Origin of the sequence: Amycolatopsis sp. YIM 10 (genome assembly GCF_009429145.1) — a bacterium.
GTDB lineage: Bacteria > Actinomycetota > Actinomycetes > Mycobacteriales > Pseudonocardiaceae > Amycolatopsis.
The window spans coordinates 7793576-7813051 of record NZ_CP045480.1 but is presented as its reverse complement, the minus strand read 5'-3'; the positions used below and the strand labels follow the sequence as shown (position 1 = coordinate 7813051).

General features: G+C 67.4%; 16 protein-coding genes. 9 read left to right on the top strand and 7 right to left on the bottom strand.

The window, feature by feature from the left end; translation table 11 throughout:
- Positions 1–321 precede the first annotated feature (321 nt).
- Positions 322–1020 (top strand): hypothetical protein, encoded by a 699-nt coding sequence (locus tag YIM_RS36835; RefSeq protein ID WP_153034773.1) that lies wholly within the window; start codon positions 322–324, stop codon positions 1018–1020.
- Positions 1021–1350: 330 nt separating this feature from the next.
- Here the strand turns inward: YIM_RS36835 and YIM_RS36830 are convergent, their stop codons facing one another.
- Positions 1351–4227, bottom strand: a complete 2877-nt coding sequence (locus YIM_RS36830) for a BTAD domain-containing putative transcriptional regulator (protein ID WP_153034772.1) — start codon at positions 4225–4227, stop codon at positions 1351–1353.
- Positions 4228–4474: 247 nt separating this feature from the next.
- Here YIM_RS36830 and YIM_RS36825 point away from each other — a divergent pair, with 247 nt between their 5' ends.
- The 3 genes from YIM_RS36825 (at position 4475) to YIM_RS36815 (ending at position 7093) form a co-directional block, all read left to right on the top strand.
- Entirely contained in the window at positions 4475–4810 is a 336-nt protein-coding gene (locus YIM_RS36825; protein ID WP_153034771.1) for an RNA polymerase sigma factor, read from the top strand.
- 972 nt (positions 4811–5782) lie between these two features.
- Positions 5783–6523, top strand: a complete 741-nt coding sequence (locus YIM_RS36820) for an AfsR/SARP family transcriptional regulator (protein WP_194239870.1) — start codon at positions 5783–5785, stop codon at positions 6521–6523.
- A 33-nt stretch (positions 6524–6556) separates the two neighbouring features.
- A complete protein-coding gene (locus tag YIM_RS36815; protein ID WP_153034769.1) occupies positions 6557–7093 on the top strand; it encodes a hypothetical protein in 537 nt (178 codons plus the stop codon).
- 363 nt (positions 7094–7456) lie between these two features.
- Here the strand turns inward: YIM_RS36815 and YIM_RS36810 are convergent, their stop codons facing one another.
- From YIM_RS36810 to YIM_RS36800, 3 genes are all read right to left on the bottom strand, one after another.
- The gene (locus tag YIM_RS36810; protein WP_153034768.1) at positions 7457–7750 is read right to left on the bottom strand and encodes a hypothetical protein; all 294 of its coding nucleotides are present in this window, start codon (positions 7748–7750) and stop codon (positions 7457–7459) included.
- A gap of 100 nt (positions 7751–7850) precedes the next feature.
- Positions 7851–8942, bottom strand: a complete 1092-nt coding sequence (locus tag YIM_RS36805; RefSeq protein ID WP_153034767.1) for a hypothetical protein — start codon at positions 8940–8942, stop codon at positions 7851–7853.
- Between the two features lie 382 nt (positions 8943–9324).
- On the bottom strand, positions 9325–9552 hold the full coding sequence (locus YIM_RS36800; protein ID WP_194239869.1) for a hypothetical protein: 228 nt from the start codon (positions 9550–9552) through the stop codon (positions 9325–9327).
- Positions 9553–9695: 143 nt separating this feature from the next.
- On the opposite strand from YIM_RS36800, the gene YIM_RS36795 reads away from it, so the two are divergent.
- Together YIM_RS36795 and YIM_RS36790 are read left to right on the top strand one after the other, a co-directional pair.
- Complete coding sequence (locus YIM_RS36795) at positions 9696–11573, top strand: serine/threonine-protein kinase (RefSeq protein ID WP_153034766.1); 1878 nt, start codon at positions 9696–9698, stop codon at positions 11571–11573.
- Complete coding sequence (locus YIM_RS36790) at positions 11570–13402, top strand: serine/threonine-protein kinase (protein ID WP_153034765.1); 1833 nt, start codon at positions 11570–11572, stop codon at positions 13400–13402. Before YIM_RS36795 ends, YIM_RS36790 begins: the two co-directional genes overlap by 4 nt.
- 68 nt (positions 13403–13470) lie before the next feature.
- Here YIM_RS36790 and YIM_RS36785 read toward each other — a convergent pair whose 3' ends face one another.
- Positions 13471–13620, bottom strand: a complete 150-nt coding sequence (locus YIM_RS36785) for a hypothetical protein (protein WP_153034764.1) — start codon at positions 13618–13620, stop codon at positions 13471–13473.
- Positions 13621–13853: 233 nt separating this feature from the next.
- Between YIM_RS36785 and YIM_RS36780 the strand changes: the two genes are divergently transcribed.
- Positions 13854–14939: an IS630 family transposase gene (locus YIM_RS36780; protein WP_153034763.1), complete on the top strand. Its 1086-nt coding sequence runs from the start codon at positions 13854–13856 to the stop codon at positions 14937–14939.
- A gap of 153 nt (positions 14940–15092) precedes the next feature.
- Here YIM_RS36780 and YIM_RS36775 read toward each other — a convergent pair whose 3' ends face one another.
- Together YIM_RS36775 and YIM_RS36770 are read right to left on the bottom strand one after the other, a co-directional pair.
- Positions 15093–15359 carry a hypothetical protein gene (locus YIM_RS36775; protein WP_153034762.1) on the bottom strand — a complete coding sequence of 89 codons (267 nt, stop codon included), beginning with the start codon at positions 15357–15359 and terminating at the stop codon, positions 15093–15095.
- 411 nt (positions 15360–15770) lie between these two features.
- A complete protein-coding gene (locus YIM_RS36770) occupies positions 15771–16757 on the bottom strand; it encodes a LacI family DNA-binding transcriptional regulator (protein ID WP_228004262.1) in 987 nt (328 codons plus the stop codon).
- Positions 16758–16836: 79 nt separating this feature from the next.
- Between YIM_RS36770 and YIM_RS36765 the strand changes: the two genes are divergently transcribed.
- Positions 16837–18093: a glycoside hydrolase family 1 protein gene (locus YIM_RS36765; RefSeq protein WP_228004261.1), complete on the top strand. Its 1257-nt coding sequence runs from the start codon at positions 16837–16839 to the stop codon at positions 18091–18093.
- 49 nt (positions 18094–18142) lie between these two features.
- Positions 18143–19438, top strand: a complete 1296-nt coding sequence (locus YIM_RS36760; protein ID WP_153034760.1) for an MFS transporter — start codon at positions 18143–18145, stop codon at positions 19436–19438.
- Positions 19439–19476 lie beyond the last annotated feature (38 nt).

Below are 19476 nucleotides of genomic sequence, written 5' to 3'. Positions count from 1 at the left end.
TACGTCGCTGGTAGCACTCGCTTCGTCAACGGTAAACTCGTCGAACGCTCCGACGTACACGCGCTCCCGCCCTCAGGCGCCCAATTGCCGGCGCGACATGGTGAGGTGCTCCAAGGGCTCTTGCATTGCCGGGTCAGCTCGGCAACGAGGATGTCTGCGTGAACGGGAGGAGTCCGCACAAACTGCGAGGGGTATACGGATGACAAGCGATCTGAACACCATGCATGGCTGATCTTTGTGAGGATGGTCATGAGGTTTCGTCAGTACCGTGGACTATCGTGCCGAGTATCGCTGCCCAGTCGATCTCTCGGGCGGTGGATCGTGGTTGCACTCGGGCTGGCTGTGCTCGTGGCGGCGCTCGTCGCCGCAGCTGAACCGTACCGGCAGACCCAGGAATTCCGCGCGGCTGTTGCGTGCGAGCAAGGCGACGGCTGTTTTGGCGGCGAGGCGGGCTCGATTGTCGGCCGAGACAGATATACGAGGACACACAGCGACTCCGACGGCCACACGAGGACGACCACCCATTACGAGATCACCTGGCAGCGGGCCGACGGTTCCCGGCAGACCCGCGACGTGTCGTCGAGCTTCTACGGCCAAGCCCAGAACGGAGACCCGGCCACGCTTCGGCTCTGGCGAGACGAGGTCGTCGGCGTGGAAGTGATGGGTGGCGCGGAGTGGTTCCTGCCGGAGTCCGGTGAAACGCTCAGCTACTGGCTGTACCTGGCCTTCTTCGGCCTCGGCGTCCTGTTGTGGGGGCTGCTGTTCGGTTGGTGGGACGGGTTCTTCATGCTCGCCTTCCGCGCGTTCTGCTGGATGTTCATGAGTTTCGTGCCGGTGCAGATGGCGACGGATGCATTGGCCCATGGCCTGGACACCGGGACTGATCTCGTCATACCGATCGTGTCTAGCGTCTTCTTCCTCGGGATCGCCGGTGGGATGCTATTCGGCACGCTTGATGTTTGGTCGCGGCGACGGGCGCGATCAGTCGATCCAACGTACGACCGGCTTAAAAGATCTTGATCCCATAGCCCGGGACAACGCGCTGGTCCGGGCTGTCGGCACGGAGCCGACTTGGAACTGCAACCGTGGCGTTCACCGACGTGCGCGGACTCCAGGCCCTGGTCGTGACGGCCCGTCAACTCCGACCGGCGCGATAGTCGACGATCTCGAGTGCCTCTCCATGCCGGCGTGAAAGGTGCGGTGACCGCAGCGGCATTCGCTACTGTGGTCCCGCTTCGCGAGGCGATAGCGGCTGCTGTCGTCGCGTCGGCGGCAGTAGCCGTATGCTACGGCTCAATCCTTTCTTCACTTGGCAAGATATCAATTCGCACACGACTTTCAGGAACGACACTAGTGGGCGCCTGGCATCGAGGGAGGCATCGATGCGACTCGTTCCAGGGCAAGGCGGGCCCGCGTCGTCCATCGGTTGTTGTGGTGAGCCTTCACTACGGCTAGGCCAGTGCGGAGCAGTTCTTGAGCAATGGTGTAGCTACCTCGGTGGATGTGAATTTCACCGAGGACGATCTCGGTGCAAGCCTTGCCGACACGATCCAAGGTCTGGGTGTAGAGGTCTCGGCTGCGAGTGGCATGGCTGAGCGCGGTATCCCCGTCGCCGCTTCGCAGGTGCAGAAGTGCGAGGCTGCGCCAGGCTCCAGCTTCACGACGTCGGTCTCCGAGCTCAGCGAACTTGGCGCAGCTGTTCCACAGCAGAGTCGCCGCAGCAGGTAGATCGCCGAGTTCGCGGAGCACGATGCCGAGTTCACGCATCGAGGCGGCATGCCAGCGGTGATCGCCAAGTTGCTCGAAAATATCGACGGCTACTCGAAGGTGTCGTTCGGCGCTCACCCAATCGCCGGTGTATCGGTCCAGCACACCAAGCTCACGCAGGGTATAGGCGTGCCAAGCGGGAAGGTCAAGCGACGCCAGGCGTGTCAGACAGTCAGAGAAACATTCTCTGGCAGCGGTCAGCTTGCCCTGTAATCGCAATCCCACACCGACCGCCAATCGGACCAGTATGTCAAGGCGAGCGTCGTCGGCCATGGGCAACAGCTTTACGCAGTCGGCGAATAACCTCTCGCATAGCTCGAGATCTCGTCGTTCCCGGGCGGCAAGACCTGAGGCGAAGAACGAGGATGCTATCCAGTACGGATCACCGATGCGTTGGGCGGCCACCCTGGACAGGTCGCTGACTCTTTGGAGGTGGTCCCATTGCGAGCGCAGTTCCAAATAGGCCACGAGAAAGCCCGTCAGCTGGCAGACTAGTTCATTCTGCCCGGTGTGTGCGGCGTGCTCCTGCATGGCGAGCAGAACGGGCAGTTCCTCGTCGAACCATCCGGGAGCGTCGGCGGTGAGTTCGTTCAGCAGATCGGGCGCGCCGAGGTCCGCTGTTGGGGGTTTGTCGCGCGACATACCACCGAACTCCAACCGAGCGTCGGCATGGTGGGCGACGTAAAGGTAGGCGGCACTGACGCGCCGGAAAGCTTCGGCGCGTTCGTCCGGGGTGTCGTCTGCTGCGGCTCGTTCGCGAGCGAAAAGCCGTAGTAGATCGTGAAAGTGGTACCGCACACGGCCGCCGGTCCATGAGCACTCGAGCAGGTTCGCCTCGACCAAGTGATCGAGGAGGTGCTCGGCGGTGCGCAGGTCGCTGTCGCAGACCGCGCCCGCGGCCCACGCTGGGAAGTTCGGTCCCGGGATCAACGACAGCAGCCGGAAGGCGCGTTGCCCAGCTGCGGGCAGGGCGGTGTAGCTCAGATGGAAGCTTGCCCGTAACTCGCGGTCACCGCTGACGATCTCGTCCAGGCGATGTCGTTCTTGGGCCAGGCGGCGCTCCATGCTCGCGATACTCAGGTGAGGCAACGAGCGCAGCTTTGTTCCGACGATGCGCAAGGCGAGCGGTAATCCGCCGCACAGCTGCGCCACCCGCATCAACGCGTCCCTGTCCTGATCGGGTGTTCCGGCTGGGTGGTCGAGCAATCGGACCCCGGTCGCTGGCCCGAGGGCACCCAATCGTATGCGCGCAGTGGTGTCCAGCCCTGTCAGCCGGCTCCTGCTGGTCACTAGCGCCGCACAGCCTGGCCGATCCGGCAACAGCGGCCGAACCTGCTCCTCGTTGTTCGCATTGTCCAGAACCAGCAGCACTCGGCGCTCGGCCAGGTAGTCACGGAACAGCGCAGAGCGTTCGCGGATACCGTGAGGCACTTCCGTTCCTGCGACACCGAGGTCTCGGAGGAACCGCGCCAGGACGGCGGCCGGGTCCTGTGGCTCGGGGTCCGCCCCGCGCAGGTTCACCCATAGTTGCCCATCCGGGAATTCGGTGATCATCCGGTGTCCGGCCTGGACGGCGAAAGCGGTCTTGCCAACCCCGGGTGGCCCGCTCACGGTGACCACGGCCTGAGTCCGCAGCAGCGCCGCGGCCTCGGTGAGCTCGGCCGCCCGGCCAACATAAGGTTGCACCGGCGTGGGAAGCTGCCGCGGTTGACGGACGCCCACCTGGACCGTGTCGTCACTGAGGATCGTGGCATGCTGCTCGCGCAATGCTTGACCGGGCTTAAAGGCGAGTTCGGTGTCCAGCAGTCGGCGAACCTGTTGGTAGGCCTGCAACGCGTCCGCTCGCCGGCCGCTGCTGTGTAGCGCTCGCAGTAGGTAGACCCACAGCTGCTCACGCAGCGGATATTCCGTGACCAGGGATCGCAACTCGCCAACCAGGTCGGCGTGCTGGCCAAGTAGTAGCCGGACCTCGATGTGCCGTTCCACCACACTCAACCGGAGTTCGTTGAGTCGGGTGACGTCGGCGGCCATGGCCGAGCTGCCGGTCACGTTCTCCAGCGGCTGGCCGCGCCACAAGTGCAGGGCGCATTGGTACTCCTCGGCGGCACGCTCGAGTTGTCCAGCCTGCCGAGCGGTATCGCCCGCGAGGTGGTGCCGCTGAAAGGCAGCCAGATCCAGTTCCCCTTCATTGACGACGAGCAGGTAGCCACGCTCCCGAGTCAGGATCCGATCAGCCCCGTCAGGCAAGCACTGCCGAAGCCCGGCGATATAGGTTCGGACGTTGGACACTGGCGAGGCAGGTGCTGTCTCCCAGGCCATGTCTGCGAGGTAATCCACACTGGCGACATCGTTGGCACGCAGCAGCAACGCCGCGAGAACGGCCCGCTGTCGCGCGCCACCCAGTGAACAGGCAAGCCCCGCATGCTCGGCCACCAGCGGACCCAGAATCCGAAACTCCATCTACCCATTGTGCCCGCTTGATCACCCGCAGGTGAGGGAGGTCCCCCACTCGAAGCGGCACGATTGCCCAGCCTCACCTTCAGAGTGTGTTCCCCCGAGACGGACCGACGCCGCCTGAACTAGACAAATCTCCCGAAAGGGATCTAGTTCGACACCGCCAAGGCAAGGTTTGCCGGTCCGCGGGAACTTTCGGCAGCTCGATCCGACCGACGAACCCGATGACAGGTTCCGGGATTCCCAGGCGCTGGTGGGCTGGCTGATCACCACCGCCCGCCGAAACGCGGCGCGTGTCGTCCGAGGCGAGATGCGGACCACGCAGCTGTCGGAAGAGATGGCCAGCAGGGTGGAAAGCACCCTGCCCGCTCCAGAAGCAGAAGTGCTGCGCAGCGATCACGGTCGACAGATGTGGCGCGCCTTCGGCAGGTTGTCCCACCGGGACCAGAAACTGTTGTGGCTACCGGTGATCGACCAGGAATCGCATCAGGACGTGGCGCGGGAGCTGGGCCTATCTGCTGGGTCGGTCGGGCCCCTCGGTGGGCGGGCGCTGCGCCGCCTGCGGGAACTGCTCAAGAACGAGGAGTAGGAGGCGGCCCCTGGCTTCGGCGCGCAAGAGGCAGGCCCGGCCGACCTGGCCCGGCTGTTCGGTGGCGAGAACCTCGGCCTGCCGTCCAGCTCCCGCGACGTGATCAAGCACGGGCCGGACGCCGCGTCGGTCCGCTTAGCCGCACTGCGCGTGCGCGACGAGTTGGTGGGCTGACTCAGAACTTGCGGTTGGCCTTGGTGGCGATGCCGAAGCCGTGGCCGGACTTGTCGTGGACACCGGATGCCGGGGCCTTCGCCCGCGCAGGTGAAGCCGTAGGCGCTGAGCGACCGGCCGGGATCGAGGACGTCCTGCTCGTCGGGATTGCCGTCGCTCGGCCCGTACATGAGGCCGCCCGCGCAGAGGAAGTCCACTTTGCCCGCAGGGTCGACGTACATGCCGTAGCCCCAGCTGGGGCCGCTCGGGTTGTCGCACACCCCCGGTGGTGGCGACGGTACCGGCTCGGTCGGTCCCTGGCAGACGACCTGGTCCTTGGCGATCCCGCAGAGGTGGTGCTTGCCGCAGAACTTTGAGGTAGAACCACCGGCCGCCGCCGAAAGGCTTGTCGGAGTAGCAGTACAGGTCCAGCGTCGTTGCCTGCGGGAGCACAACCGTTCCTCCGCCGGAGTTCTTCGAGACATGCATGATCGCACCGAGGTTGCCCTTGATTGACGGCGGAGCTGCGGCAGTGGCGATTGACGGCGCCGCGAAAGCAAGGGAACAACCAGAGCCGATACCCCCACCAGCGAGGCAATTGCTTTTCGCATATCTGTCCCTTCGGAACCCTAGAGTTACGACATGTGCAGGGCGACCCTGCACATGTTCCGGTGGCCGCGGCAAGGTGGTGCGCCTCTATCGCACCTGGTGGAGGTAAGTCCGTACGATCTCGTACGGCTGAGCCAGGACTTGACCGCCTCCCTGTTTCCGGCGCTCTAAAAGGAGCCGAAGTCCCTGGCCGGGCTCGGCTACCGGCTGGTGGTCGAACCGGCACAGCTCGACCTGCACCGGTACCGGGCGGCGGTGGTGGCCGGGGCGCACGAGAATGCGTTCGAGCTGTGGCGCGGCGAGCCGTTCGCCGGGCTGCACACGGACTGGCTCGACGACGTGCGCCGGGCGCTGGTGGACGAGCACTTCGCGGCCCGGCTCGACCACCACGACGCCCAGCTGGACCTCGGCAGCTACGCCGCCGTCCTGCCCGGGATCGCCGAGCTGGGCCAGGAGCACCCGTTCAACGAACGGCTGCACGGGCAGTACCTGCTCGCGCTCGCGCGCGGTGGCCGCCAGGCCGAGGCGCTCGACCACTACGAAACCGTCCGGCGACGGCTCGCCGACGCGCTGGGTGCCGACCCCGGGCCGGAGTTGCGCGGCATCCACCACGACATCCTGGCCGGCACGGTCACGGGGGCGCTGCGGCAGACGGCCCCGCGGCAGCTGCCGCCGGACATCCGCGGGTTCGTCGGCCGCGAAGCGTCGCTGGCGTCGCTGAGCGCCCTGCTCGACGACCTCGACGTCACCGGCGCCGGGCCCATCGTGATCTCCGCCATCGACGGCGCCGGCGGGATCGGCAAGCACAAACCCCTAAACAGCACACGTCACTCTGTTGGGTCATGGTTGGGGGTTGCCCAGGTCAAAAGGGTGGGCTGCCCTTCAGCGGTCGTTGATCGGGAACGTGCGCACGCGAATCTTTTTCGCCAGGTCACCGAAGCTCTAGTCTGAACCGGCTGTGGTCCGGGCGGCTTAGAGGTGGGCATGCGATTGGTGCTGGTGATGCTTCTCGTCCTTGCGTCCGTGATGCTCGTCCCGTTCGGCGTCATATCCGTGCTGATCGGCACTGCCGAGCAGCATCACATCGACAACGCTTACGTTGTTGGGTTCGTGCCCGGTGCTGCCTGCGACGACGACCACGAGCTTTACCTCCTTGTCGAGGACGGCGAACTGGTGGACTGCGTGCCCGCAGGGCAGTTCGCTTCCGGTCGCATAAACCTGCCTGGCTTCACCGATACGCAGGAGGACCAGGTGGGCGGCCTGGTCGACACACTCGGCAGCGACGGGTTGTCGGCGACCGACCAGCGCGAGATTCAAAACCTCGTGGACGAGCTCGCGGCGGCGGTGCCGCCGGAGGCAAGGCTCTACCACGACGAGGTGGTGTCGGGCAGCGACCGCGTCTGGTTGGGCATCGGCATGACCGCTATCGGCATCCTCGGCGTTGTCGGTGGTTTCTGGATGGGTAAAACGTGGGCACAACAACATCGTCCTGTTGACCGGCAAGGGCGAACGGAGCGGTGATCGTGCCGGAGCCTCGTTCCCAGGTGGAAGACTTTGGGCCTTTGTCCAGTTAGGTCATTGCACCCTGCCGGGGGTTCCCTGGTGTGACCCGGACCAAGAGCTGGAAGGAGGCTCAACGTGGGCTCATGGCAATCACGTGGCTGAAGCGCTCCCGCGAACAGGTGCGGGATCCGCGGCGAAGGTGACGCGGTGAACAAGCATGGCCGGCCCGAGCGGTCCCGCGTTGTCCTGACCAAGGGGCACTGTCCAACATGGACTGGCTGATACCGGTCGCCGAGGAGGAGCTGCACTCGTTTCGGGCAGAGCTGATCATCGATGAAGGGAATCTGAGGCGCTGGCAACGTAGGTGCCGTCCGCAGGTGGTCACAAGTCGGTGCTGGTCAGCCACGTCCAGTCGCCTTGGCTCCAGTCTTCGTCGGGTGGCGGCTGGCTGCTGTTTCGCGCCTGTTCTTCCTCCGCGTGCCGGATCTCGCCGAGCGCGCGCTGGTCGTCTTCTGCGTCGTAGCGTGCCTCGGTGAGCCACTGTTCGGCGACGCTGCTGGGTATCCGGTCCAGGGTGTGCAGTAGTTCGCCGAGCGTTTCGTCGATGTGCGCTCGATCCGCGGCTGCCCCCAGGCGGTGCAGGTCACACATGGTGAGCGGGCCGTCGGCCAGCACTTCGGCGACGGCGTCTGGCCGGCGTCGTCCGGTTCGGCCTCGCCAGGCTCAGGCTCAGGTGTGAGGCCGTGCGGTTCGCGGCTCGGGTCGGTGTCGTCATTCACGAGTAGCCCCGTGTCGGCGGGCGGACCTCGGCGCCGCGGATCGGCGTCTGAGTGTTGATTTCATCGAGTAGATTGCCTGCCACCTGCAGCAGCTTCGCGATCGTGTTGACCACGAGGAGCTTTTTCGCCAGGACCTTGGCCGCCTTTGACACTGTCCGCCAGACGATCGCGTTCGGTGTCAATCCTTCCGCAAAGCCGAGCGTGAAGTCCTTGATCAGATCCGCGAGTACGTCCTTGTAGTCGTCGATCTCGTCCGCGGCGCGAGCGGCGTTGCGATACAGCCCCTCGGCCGCGGCCTCGTAGCGCCCGCCGACGAAGTCCATTCCATGGGCGATGTCTCTGCGAATCCAGCCCAGCACCACCAGGAAATAGTCGGCGGCAAGTTCGGCGGTGTCGCCGGTCCAGCCGTGTTTGAGCTGGGAGCCGATGTGCTCGAACTGATTGCTCAGGTCGAAGTACGCCCGGCCGAGTTGGCTGTAGCCGTTGCCGACTTTGGAGATGGGGCCGTACTGGCCCATCGCCGCCCTCGCCCAGTCGTCGTTCTCGGGTTTCTCGCCGGGTGAGACGATCATCAGGAACTTGAAGTAGATCTCGATGAAGTCGGCGACCTCGGTCGGGATGTCGGAGACGAGGGCGACGAGATCGAGCACCTGGTTCGGCAGCAGACTCGGCGCGACGAGTTCGACCGGGTCCGTCAGCTTCTTCGACGGCTCCTCGAAGTCCAGTTTCTCGAGCCTCGGGAAGTCACCGGGGTCGCTGGGTTTGCGCGCTGGCGACTCCCCAAGGTCGTCCCAGAACTGGTTGACCTTGACGACGTTCTCGGCCTCGCCCCGCTCGTAGGCATCGGCGGTGTCGCGCAGGTTCTGCGCCAGCGTGGTCAGCTGTCGATCGATCTCGAGCACGAGGTCCTGGGTGTAGGTGATCACCTCCGGCCGGCACGACAGCGCCTTCTCCGCGGCCGATCCCGCCGCCGGCAAGGGCAACGTCGCCACGGTCGCCACATAGGCATTCATCTTGATCTGGTCGCGCCCCAGCCGGCTGACCGCCTCGGCGGCGTCGCGCAGAATTGCGAGATCGTAGGAAACCATCGTCCCCTCCTGACGTTGGTGAGCCAAGCCACGGTCAGACTCACTTCCGCACCGTGGCGTTCCAGGTTCTTGCTGTTGCCGGGAGTTCGATGCATCGCTCGCCGGCGTGCCTGAGTTCCCGCAGTGCGTCGGTCACGGTCACCGCGGCCGGGAGAGCCTGCGCCGCGGTCAACTCCCCTCGCGACCAGGTCGATCAGCACGTCTGCCGCAGCACTGGCCGTGCTCGCTCGCTGCGCCGCCCGGTCATAGGTAGCCGGCGACGTCCGCCCGAGCGCGGGCCCGCCCGCGCTCGTCGGCCCCCTGTCACCCATGCACCTTCCCCCACTCCTGGCAGCTTCGGCGCCGATCAGCCACCAGATCCGTGACACTCAGGTCTCGAATGTCACCCTAACCCGTCGTCGTTCGCGTCGCGGCTCATTCGGCACGGATTCCCGCGAACGAGGAACGCGGGTGGAGATCTTCTCGGAGAACACGCGGGTGCCTCCGCCTCGGCGAGCGAGTCGAGCTGGGTGTCCAGCGACTGGCAGATGGTGGACGCGCGGGCGTAGTCGATCCGCACGCGCCCGGCCAGTTCGGCGCCGACCATCGCGGGCCGGGGCACCTCGACCAAGGCCGAGCCCGGCGGAGTCCGGAGTCGGCGACCGGGCCGGGGAACCGCGGGTGGAGCAGCGCCGTCTGATCCAGAGTAACTGTTACATTGCGGGACGAGGAGTCACACGGTGTGCGCCTCGGTATCGGGCGGATAGCGGGGTTATGCAGTCATCGAGGGCAAACCGGGGACAGCGTCCTGACAGCGGGGTGATCGGGCACTACCGGCTGCTCGGCTCGCTCGGTGCTGGGGGCATGGGAAGGGTGTCGCTGGCCCGGTCGCCGGATGGGCGGCTGGCGGCGGTCAAGCAGATCCATCCGGCTCTCGCGCACGATCCTGGTTTCCGGGAACGGTTCCGGCACGAGGTGCAGGCCTCTCGCCGGGTGTCCGGGGCGTACACGGCTCCTGTGCTCGACGCGGATCCCGACGCGCCCGCGCCGTGGCTGGCGTCGTTGTACATCGCGGGGCCGACGTTGCAGGACGCGGTGAAGTCGGCGGGGCCGTTGCCGGAGGACGTCGTGCGCAGGCTCGCGGTCGGGCTGGTCACAGCGCTGGCCGATATCCACCGCGCGGGGCTCATCCACCGCGATCTCAAGCCCGGCAACGTGTTGCTCGCCGCCGACGGGCCCCGGGTGATCGACTTCGGCATCGCCAGGGCCAGCGAGGGCGACTCGGAGCTGACCCGCAGCGGCGCGATCATCGGCTCGCCGGCCTACATGTCGCCCGAGCAGGCGCAAGGGGAACGGCTGACACCGGCGAGCGACGTGTTCTCCCTCGGTGGGCTGCTCGTGCTGGCGGCGACGGGACACGCTCCCTTCGCCGGCCGGTCGACGCCGCAGACCCTGTACAACGTCGTGCACCTCGACCCGGACCTGTCCGCGGTGCCGCCCGCGATCCGGTACCTGGCCGAACCGTGCCTGGCCAAGGATCCGCTGCGCAGGCCGACACCGCGGCACCTCCTCGACGCGCTCGGCGCGCTCACACCGAGCCCGCAACCGTGGCCGGTGGCCGTGCACGCGCTGATCACCGAGCGGGAGAAAGCGGCGGCGAAGGCGCTGCGAGGACCAGTGCGGCGCCGGAACAGGATCACCGCCGCCGCGGTCGGTGCCGCTGTGGTCGTCGCCGGTGCGGTGACGATTCCCGTTCTGCTCGACCGGTCGACGCCGGAGGCGGCCCCGGCGGCCGCGACGCAATCCACGCAGTCCACGACAGAGCCGTCGCTCCCACCCGCGCCGCTGAGCCCGGCCGGTCTCCGCCAGATCGACCCGTGCAAGGTGCTGTCCGGCCTGCAGGTCACCACCCGCACGGGGTTCTTCGCGTGCGGGTTCACCGGTGCCGGGCAGCGCGAGATCTCTGTGGGCGTGCCGACCGGCCCGATCCCGCTGGCGGAGGCGACGGAGACCGCCACCGTCGAGGGCATGGCCGCCGTCGTCCGGGCCGAGACGGACAAGGTCCGGGACAGCTGCCGCGCCACGGTCACCCTGCCCGACGATCCGGAGAGCGCGCTCGGCGTGACCGTCGCCCGTGATGACCAGGCGGGCGCGACCGCCGAACTCTGCGAAGACGCCAAAGCCAGGTTGGGCGAGGTCGTGCGGAACATCAGCGACGGCAGCGCCCGGCGGCCGGACGAGGACACCACGCTGGGCAAGCTCGATCCCTGCGCGTTGCTCACCGACGACGAAGTGCAGCCGATCTTCGGGGTCCTGCCCACAAAACGGCCCGGCACGGTGCACAGCTGCGGCTGGGACGCCGCCGACTCGGCCTCCCTCTCCCTCCAGCTCGACTACTACGACTCGCCACCCTTCGAGGACGAGACCCGCGGTGAGCGGGTCACGATCGGCGGGCTGACCGTCTACCAGCGGCCTTTCACCGAGTCCGAGCCGAGCGTTTGCGAACTGCGCTGGCTCCAGCACGGTGCCGAAGGGCAGGCGAGGGAAGTCGTGAGCATCCGCGTGCGCCCGCCGGCCGAGGGCAACGCGGTCGACACGTGCCGGCAGGCCAGGGACGTTGCGGCGAAGGTCGTGCCGAGGTTGCCGCGATGAAGCCGCTCGACCCCGCCGAACCGCGTACCGCGGGCCGCTACCGGCTGCTCGCGGTGCTCGGCGAGGGCGCCATGGGACGGGTGCTGCTCGCGCTGTCGCCGGATGGGCGGCTGGCCGCGCTCAAGCAGATCCACCCGGAACTCGCCCATGACGACGGGTTCCGCGACCGGTTCCGGCACGAGGTGGAGGCGTCGCGCCGGGTTTCTGGTGCCTACACCGCCGCGGTGCTCGACGCCGACGCTGACGCCGAAGTTCCCTGGCTCGCCTCGGTGCACGTGCCGGGGCCGAATCTGCGCGAGGCTGTGGACGCGGCGGGGCCGCTGCCGCCCGACGCGGTCCGCTACCTCGCCGTGGGGCTGACGACCGCGCTGGCCGACATTCACCGCGCGGGGCTCATCCACCGCGATCTCAAGCCCGGCAACGTGCTGCTCGCCGCCGACGGGCCCCGCGTCATCGACTTCGGCATCGCCCGTGCCGCCGAGGGTTCGGACCTGACGGGGACCGGCGCCATCATCGGCTCACCCGCGTTCATGTCCCCGGAACAAGCCACCAGCGGCGTGCTCACCCCGGCCAGCGACGTGTTCTCCTTCGGCGCACTGCTGGTGATGGCGGCGACCGGACGGGCGCCGTTCACCGGCAACACCACCGCCCAGACCCTGTACAACATCGCCCACACGCGACCGGACCTGAGTGGACTGGCACCCGAGGTCGCGGCGCTCGTCGAGCCCTGTCTGGCCAAGGACCCGGCGGCGCGCCCGACCCCGCACCAACTGCTCGGCCTGCTCGGTCCGCTCCCTACCGGCGAGGGGTGGCCCGACGGCGTACGGAACCTCGTCGTGGCGCAGGACGCGCGGGTCCGCGAAGTGCTGTCATGGCCATTGCCCGAACCGCCGTCGCCGAAACGCCCGTGGGGCAAGGCCACCGCTGTGGTGGCCGGGGCGCTGTGCGCGGTCACGGTGGCGTCGTTCGCGGTGGTGCGGTTGGGTGGTTTCGAGGACGTGGTCGACGGCCGGGCCACCGGACAGCCGCTGCCGGTGCGCGAGGCGCTGGCCGACGCTCGACTCCGCCTGGTGGATCCGTGCCGGGTCCTGGACGGGGTCGAAGTGGACCCGGTCGGCGAGTTCACCCGGTTTCGCTCCGAAGAGCCCGGCGGATGCACCTACGAGACCTCCGAGGACGACCTCAGCGTCTGGCTGACCATCGGGATGGACAGCGACGCCGGCACCGATTCGGGCCGGGGCGCCGGGGTGGACATCGACGGCTTGCCTGTGCGGCTGACGGACGCGAACACCGGCTGCGGCGCCCTGGTCCAGACCCCGGCGCGACCCGAACTGAGCATCGCGGTCGAGTTTCCCACCGGGACGGCCGACTCCTGCGGCCCGGCGATGACCGTGCTGCGCACCGTCATCGACCGGCTGCGAACCGACGTGTTCCGGTGGGAAGTTCCCGCGGACAGCGCCTTCCCTCTTGATCCGTGCTCCCTGGTGGACGGTGAGACGGCGCGATCGGCCGTGGGCGGTGGTTTCAAGGCTTCCCCGTACCTGCTGCGCGCGTGCACGTGGGCAGGGCAGGTCGCCAGCATGAGCCTCGCGGTGAAGCAAGGAGAACCAGGCAAACCGCCTCGCAATGCCGGAGAGCCCACGAAGATCGACGGCGTGGACGCGTATCTGTCGCAGGAGGACACCGAGTACTGCACCCTCACCTGGACACACCGGCAGGTCGACGACGAACGCACGGAAGTCCTCGAAGTGACGTCGAGCCGAACCGGCGACCCGTGCGGCACCGCGACCGCGTACGCCAGGGCAGTCGTGGCGAAGCTGTCCAGTTGAACCCAAAGCGGGCACGGGCAGCGCCCGACAGCCGGCCGCCATTGCGCCCTGGCGAACCGGTCACCACCTCAGCCGCCGACGAAGCGGGCCACCTCCCTGCCGAGCTGCAGGATCACCAGGACGAACTGCGCCGAGATGAGCGCCCGCCCGGCCGACGAAGCCCGGCCCGGCTCAATCCGGGGCTGCTTCGGCTTCCTCTTCCACCAGCGGTGAACCACGTTGTGCTCCTTTCCGGATTTCCGAGTGCCGGGAAGCTAGGCCCACCTCGCGCACCAGCGGAAACCCGACATGGTGTGACCGGCGTCTCAGTAACACCTGGCCTTCGGCGGCCGAAGGTGCCGGGATAAGTCCAGGTCGACCGGTCACTATCGGGTCGTTTCCGCAACGCCGCGGACCACGTCCGGCGAGTAGCCTGAGTCAAAAGTTCCTGTCTGGATGGTGAGGACGCGAGATGCCGGGACCGGCAGCCGCCGCGCTGGTGCTGACCCGCGCGGAGCGCGCGCAGCTGGTCGCGGCATCACACCAGGCGGGCAGGGTGGCTGTCCGGGCGCGGATCGTGCTGGCAGCCGCGGCGGGAGCGGGCAACGCCGCGATCGCGGCCGATCTCGGCGTCGCGGTCGGCACCGTGCGCACCTGGCGGTCGCGTTTCCTCGCGCAGCGGCTGCACGGATTGGCCGACCACCCGCGCCCGGGGCGCCCGCCCGCGGCTTCCGACGAGCAAATCGGCGCCGTGGTCACCCTCACCCTGGAGAGCGCGCCTGCCGAAGACACGCACTGGTCGAGCCGGGCACTGGCCAGCCACCTGGGATTGAGCCAGTCCGCGGTGTCGCGGATCTGGCGGAAGTTCGGCGTCCAGCCCGATCGCCGCGTGGTGTGCGAGCTGGGGAAGGAACCCTGCTTCTCCACCAAGATCCGCCACAAGGTCCGCGATGCGGTCGGCCTCTACCTCGATCCGTTCCAGCGGGCCGTGGTGCTGGCGGTGAATCCGCGCCGGCGGCATATCGAGCCCCCGCCCACACCGCCGGAATTGCCGGTGCGTCCCGGTGCACTGGCGGAGAACCGGGCAATGCCGCTGGACTACACCACCGTCGAAGCCGGTGACCAACGGGAAGTACGCCATTGGGCGGCCGAGTTCCGGAAATTCCTCGCGAGACTTGACCAGGAACTGCCCTGGCGCTTCGACGTGCACGTCGTCCTAGACGACCCCGCGCTCTGCCACGACCCGCTGATCCGCCACGCTCTCCGTGCTCACCCGCGCATCGGCCTGCACGCCACGCCGACCGGCGCGGCCTGGCTCAACCTGGCCGGCTACTGGCTGAGTCAGCCCTGGCTCCGGGAAACGACGACCAGGAAGTTCGACCGGGACAGACAGCGTCACCTCCGGGAACTCGACGTCGAAATCCGCGACTGGCTGGTGGTCCGCAACCACCATCCACGCCCGTGGACCTGGATCAAGAGCAACACCCGGATCGTCGATTCGCTCCATTTCGCCTTCCGGTTCCGGCTCCCATTGGACGAGCCGTGGCCGCCGTACTGAACACCGTGACGCACTGAGGGCCCAACGCCGGCGAGCACGCTCGCGCCCGGGCAGAGCGCAACTGGTGCGCCTGCGAAGAAGGCCTCGATCTACCCGGGTTGGTACTGGGTTCTCCGTATCCGTGTGGGAGCACCGGGGTTGAGCCTTACCGGATCACGTGACGGCTCCGTCGTGCTTGATGCAGGACGCGCTTTTCCTGCTGTGCTGGGAAGAATGCAGCAGGAGCTCAGCGGTGTCGCGGTCGCCGGCGATCGTCACCTCGCCTGACCGTTCGGCGGCGGCCACTGTGCGAATGGCTCTCCGCGGCCGACGCCCAAGAACACCGGCGATTCCCGTCGCCGGACTGACGTTGAGGTCGCGTTCCAGGAGGTCGTCGACACCGACGCGGACCGCCTCGGGCGTTGTCGTCGACGTCGGCAACGACCAGTGACCCGACCAGCAAATTGTCCATCGGACTGGTGAGGGTTAGCCGGGCATGGACCTCCTCGTCGTGACTCGTACCGGCAAGGCTCAGGCCACCAGCCGCTCAGCCGTCCGACAGTCCCCCAAACTGACTACCTCTCATCTAGAACTCAGCAATTTCTGATAGCCGGGATTACCGATATCGATCTCGTCGATCAGTCCGCGTTCGAGGAGTTGGCGGCCGACGCTGGCGGAAAGGACCTCGACGTTGGCAGAGGTTGCACTCAGGCGGTTCCACGCCTGACCAGCGACATGCTGATGATCGAGGGCAAGTTCGTCGGTGGCGAACTCGGCGGAGGCGCCTGATGGTATTCGCCGTTTCGCTCAGGCCGAGTTGCTTCCTGGTCCAGGTCCAATCGAATTGTGTGGTCAGGCGGTTGATTCGCGCTCGAACAGGAACACTGCGGGCTCAGGAAAACCAGCGGACACCGGGCGTCCTGCGGCGAGGTGCAGGGCTTGTTCGGCGGTCCAGCGGCCGAAGCCCACGTTGTCGACGCCGACCGAGGAGATGGTCGGGGCGAAGTAGGACGCCACCGGCTTGTTGTCGTGTCCGATGACGGCTAGGTCACCGGGGACGGAGATCTGCGCGCGGACCGCGGTGCCGACAACCGTTCCCGCGATGTCGTCATTGAAGGCGACCACGCCGGTCACGCCGGCCGCGAGCCAGGCGTGCACCACTTCGGCCAGGTTGTCGTCGCGGTAGTCGATTTCGCGTGCCTCCAGCAGCTCCAGGCCGAGATCGGCGGCTTGGCGTTCCGTTGCGCGCCGACGGATCGCGTTCAGGTGGGAGAGCCGCTTGTCCGGGGTCGCCGCGAAGGCGAGCTTCCGGTGGCCGCGTGACGCGAGGTGCCGTACTTGGAGCTGTGGTCCGGCGAGGACGGCGGGCATCAGGCCGATGTCGAGGTGCTCGTCCGGATCCGGCGTGATGCGCGAGATGCCCGCCGCGCGGATGGACCGCACGTCCTCCGGCGTGAACGGGATGAGGCCGACGACAACTTCCGGTTCGACCAGCTTCCACAGCGGTTGCGCGTGCTCGGACTCGTGGTGGGTGTAGGTGATCGTGGCGTAACCGGCCTCGTCGAGCACACGGGCGGCCTCGTCCAGCTGAGTTCGCAGGGAGAATTCGATCGGCCAGTCGGGCAGCACGATGAGGATGATCTTCGACCGGCCGCGCGCGAGCGCCTGTGCCACCGTGTTGGGCTGGTAGCCCAGCCGCGCCGCTGCCTGAAGCACGCGGTCCCGCGTCTCCGGGGAGATCCGGGTGCCGGGGGTGTCGTTCAGGACGTAACCCACGGTCGCCCGGGACACGCCGATCGACCGCGCAACGTCGGCCGCGGTCACCCTCCGGCCGTTCACGCCCTTCACCCCGCCGTCAACCATGTCTCGCCCCCGCCGTGCTTGTGCGCGCAACCAGACGGAGAGTAACAGCCACCGCGTGGTTGCGCGCGCAACCGATGCGTCGTACTGTCGTGCCCAGCTTGGTTGCGCGCGCAACCAAAGGCCTTCGAGCATGAGGAGACCTGCTTTGACGCGTACCTTTCCCGGCGGCTTCTTGTGGGGCGCTGCGACTGCCGCCCATCAGGTCGAGGGCAACAACCTGAACAACGACTGGTGGAAGCTCGAGCAGGACGCGGCTCCGCACGTGCAGTACAGCGGCGACGCGGTGGACAGCTACCACCGGTACGAAGAGGACATGCGCCTGCTGGCGGAGGCTGGCTTCACCGCCTACCGGTTCAGCCTCGAGTGGTCGCGCATCGAGCCACTCCCCGGGAAGTTCTCGCGTGCCGAACTCGCGCACTACCGGCGGATGATCGACACCGCGCAGCGGCTGGGTTTGACGCCCGTGGTGACCCTGCACCACTTCACCCACCCGGGATGGCTGGGTGCCCACGATGCTTGGCTCCGCGACGACGCCATCAAGCTCTTCACCCGCTACGCCGAGGAAGCCTCCACGATTCTCGATGGCGTCGAATGGGTGTGCACGATCAACGAACCCAATGTGCTCGCGGTCAACCACGGCGCGCTCGCCGAGGTCGCCGCCGGTCGGCCGTACCCGTTCGACGCGTTGCCCGACCAGAGGGTCGGCGCGGCGCTGATCGAGGCGCATCGCGCTACGGCGCCACTGGTACGCCAGGCCACCGGCGCGAAGGTCGGGTGGACGGTCGCGAACCAGGCTCTCCTGCCCGCGCCGGGTGGTGAAGCCAAGCACGCCGAAGTGCAGTGGATCTGGGAAGACAGATACCTCGAAACGTCCCGCGACGACGACTTCATCGGTGTCCAGTCCTACACCAGCCAGCTGGTCGACGAGAACGGCATCATCGCGCACCCAGAGCGGCCGGACAACACGATCACCGGATGGGCGTACCGCCCGGACGCGATCGGGATTGCCGTACGCCACACCCGCGACGTCGTCGGTGACGTCCCGATTCTCATCACCGAGAACGGCATCGCCACCGGCGACGACGAACGCCGGATCGCCTACACGCGCGAAGCACTCGGACACCTGCTCGACGCGATGGCCGAGGGGATCGACGTCCGCGGCTACCTGCACTGGAGCCTGCTCGACAACTTCGAGTGGGGCCGCTGGGAGCCGACGTTCGGCCTGGTCGCCGTCGACCGCGAGACATTCGAACGCCGGCCCAAGCCGAGTTTTGGCTGGCTGGGCTCGGTCGCCAAAGCCAACACGCTCTGACTTTCCCGGCACGGCAACTCCTCACCCCACCGAGACGACGGAGTCACGGATGAGCACAGAACCTCTCGGCGCCGGAACACTCCGGGAAACGCCGGCGCCGGACCTGGCAGCCGGCGCGGTCCTCAAGCCGGTCAGCGGCTGGTTCATGGTCGTCTACACGCTGACCAATTTCGGCCTGTCGCTCACGATCCTGATGCCGACGCTGTTCACGCTGGCCTACAAGGTCCAACTCGTGGACGCCGCATCGAAGGAGAGCAGCCTCGGGCTGGTCGTCGGAATCGGTGCGCTGGTGCAGATGCTCGTCGGCCCGGTCATCGGGGTCTTGAGCGATCGGACGAGATTGCCTTGGGGCAGGCGGCGGCCCTATCTGGTCGCGGGAATCGGAATTCTCGCCGCCGGGGCACTGATCATCGGCAACTCCTCTTCGATCGGGGTGGTCCTGCTCGGCTGGATCGTCTCCGGCATCGGCGTGGCCTGCGCGAGTACGGCGGTGACCCCCGTGCTGGCGGAGCGGGTCCCGGAGTCACAGCGAGGCAAGCTCGGCGGGCTCGCCGGGGTCGCCTCGCAGCTGGCCGGTGTGGCGGCGAGCTTGGTCGGGAGCCTGCTGCTCGGGCAGCCGGTGCTGCTGTTCCTGCTGCCGGTGCTGGTCCTCGCCGCGACCGCGGCGCTTTTCCTGGTGACGGTTCCCGATCATCCCGCTCCAGCGTCGACGGCGCCAGCGTCGGTTTTCGGGTTCTTCGCCGACCTCGCCTTCAATCCGTTGAAGCACAAGGATTTCTCACTCGTACTGGTGGGCAAGTTCCTGTTCCAGCTGGGCATCGGCTTCTTCTCGACGTATCAGCTCTACTTCCTGCTGGACCGCCTGAAGCTGACGCCGGAGGAGGCCGGGCAGAACCTCGCGCTCCTCGGTGGCGTCGGTGTGCTGTTGGCGGTCGCCTCCGCCGTCTTCAGCGGCCTGGTCTCCGACCGGCTCAGGCGCCGCAAGCCGTTCATCTACGCGGCGGCCGGTTCGATGATGACGGCACTGCTGATCACGGCTTTCGCGACCAGCGTCGCGCACTACGCGGTGGGCGTGACGCTCCTGGTGATCGGCTCGGGCATGTTCGGCGCGGTCGATCTGGCGCTCGTCAGCGATGTGATGCCGGAGCGGGAGACCCAGGCCGGCAAGTACATGAGCATCTACTACAACCTCGCCGGCGGCCCGCCCGGTGCGATCGCCCCGATCGTCGCGCCGGTCCTGCTGGCGACCGGCGGCGGGGGAAACTACACCATGTTGTTCATCTCGGGTGCCGTCCTCGTCAGCGGGGTGGCGATCACGGCGCACCGGATTCGCGCAGTGCGGTAGCCCATGCGTGGCCGAGTCCACAACAGACGTTTCCGGAA

Bases quoted from the DNA above. Each gene is read 5' to 3' on its own strand.
- YIM_RS36830 (WP_153034772.1), bottom strand. From the start codon at position 4,227: ATGGAGTTTCGGATTCTGGGTCCGCTGGTGGCCGAGCATGCGGGGCTT.
- YIM_RS36815 (WP_153034769.1), top strand. From the start codon at position 6,557: ATGCGATTGGTGCTGGTGATGCTTCTCGTCCTTGCGTCCGTGATGCTC.
- YIM_RS36805 (WP_153034767.1), bottom strand. From the start codon at position 8,942: ATGGTTTCCTACGATCTCGCAATTCTGCGCGACGCCGCCGAGGCGGTC.
- YIM_RS36795 (WP_153034766.1), top strand. From the start codon at position 9,696: ATGCAGTCATCGAGGGCAAACCGGGGACAGCGTCCTGACAGCGGGGTG.
- YIM_RS36790 (WP_153034765.1), top strand. From the start codon at position 11,570: ATGAAGCCGCTCGACCCCGCCGAACCGCGTACCGCGGGCCGCTACCGG.
- YIM_RS36780 (WP_153034763.1), top strand. From the start codon at position 13,854: ATGCCGGGACCGGCAGCCGCCGCGCTGGTGCTGACCCGCGCGGAGCGC.
- YIM_RS36760 (WP_153034760.1), top strand. From the start codon at position 18,143: ATGAGCACAGAACCTCTCGGCGCCGGAACACTCCGGGAAACGCCGGCG.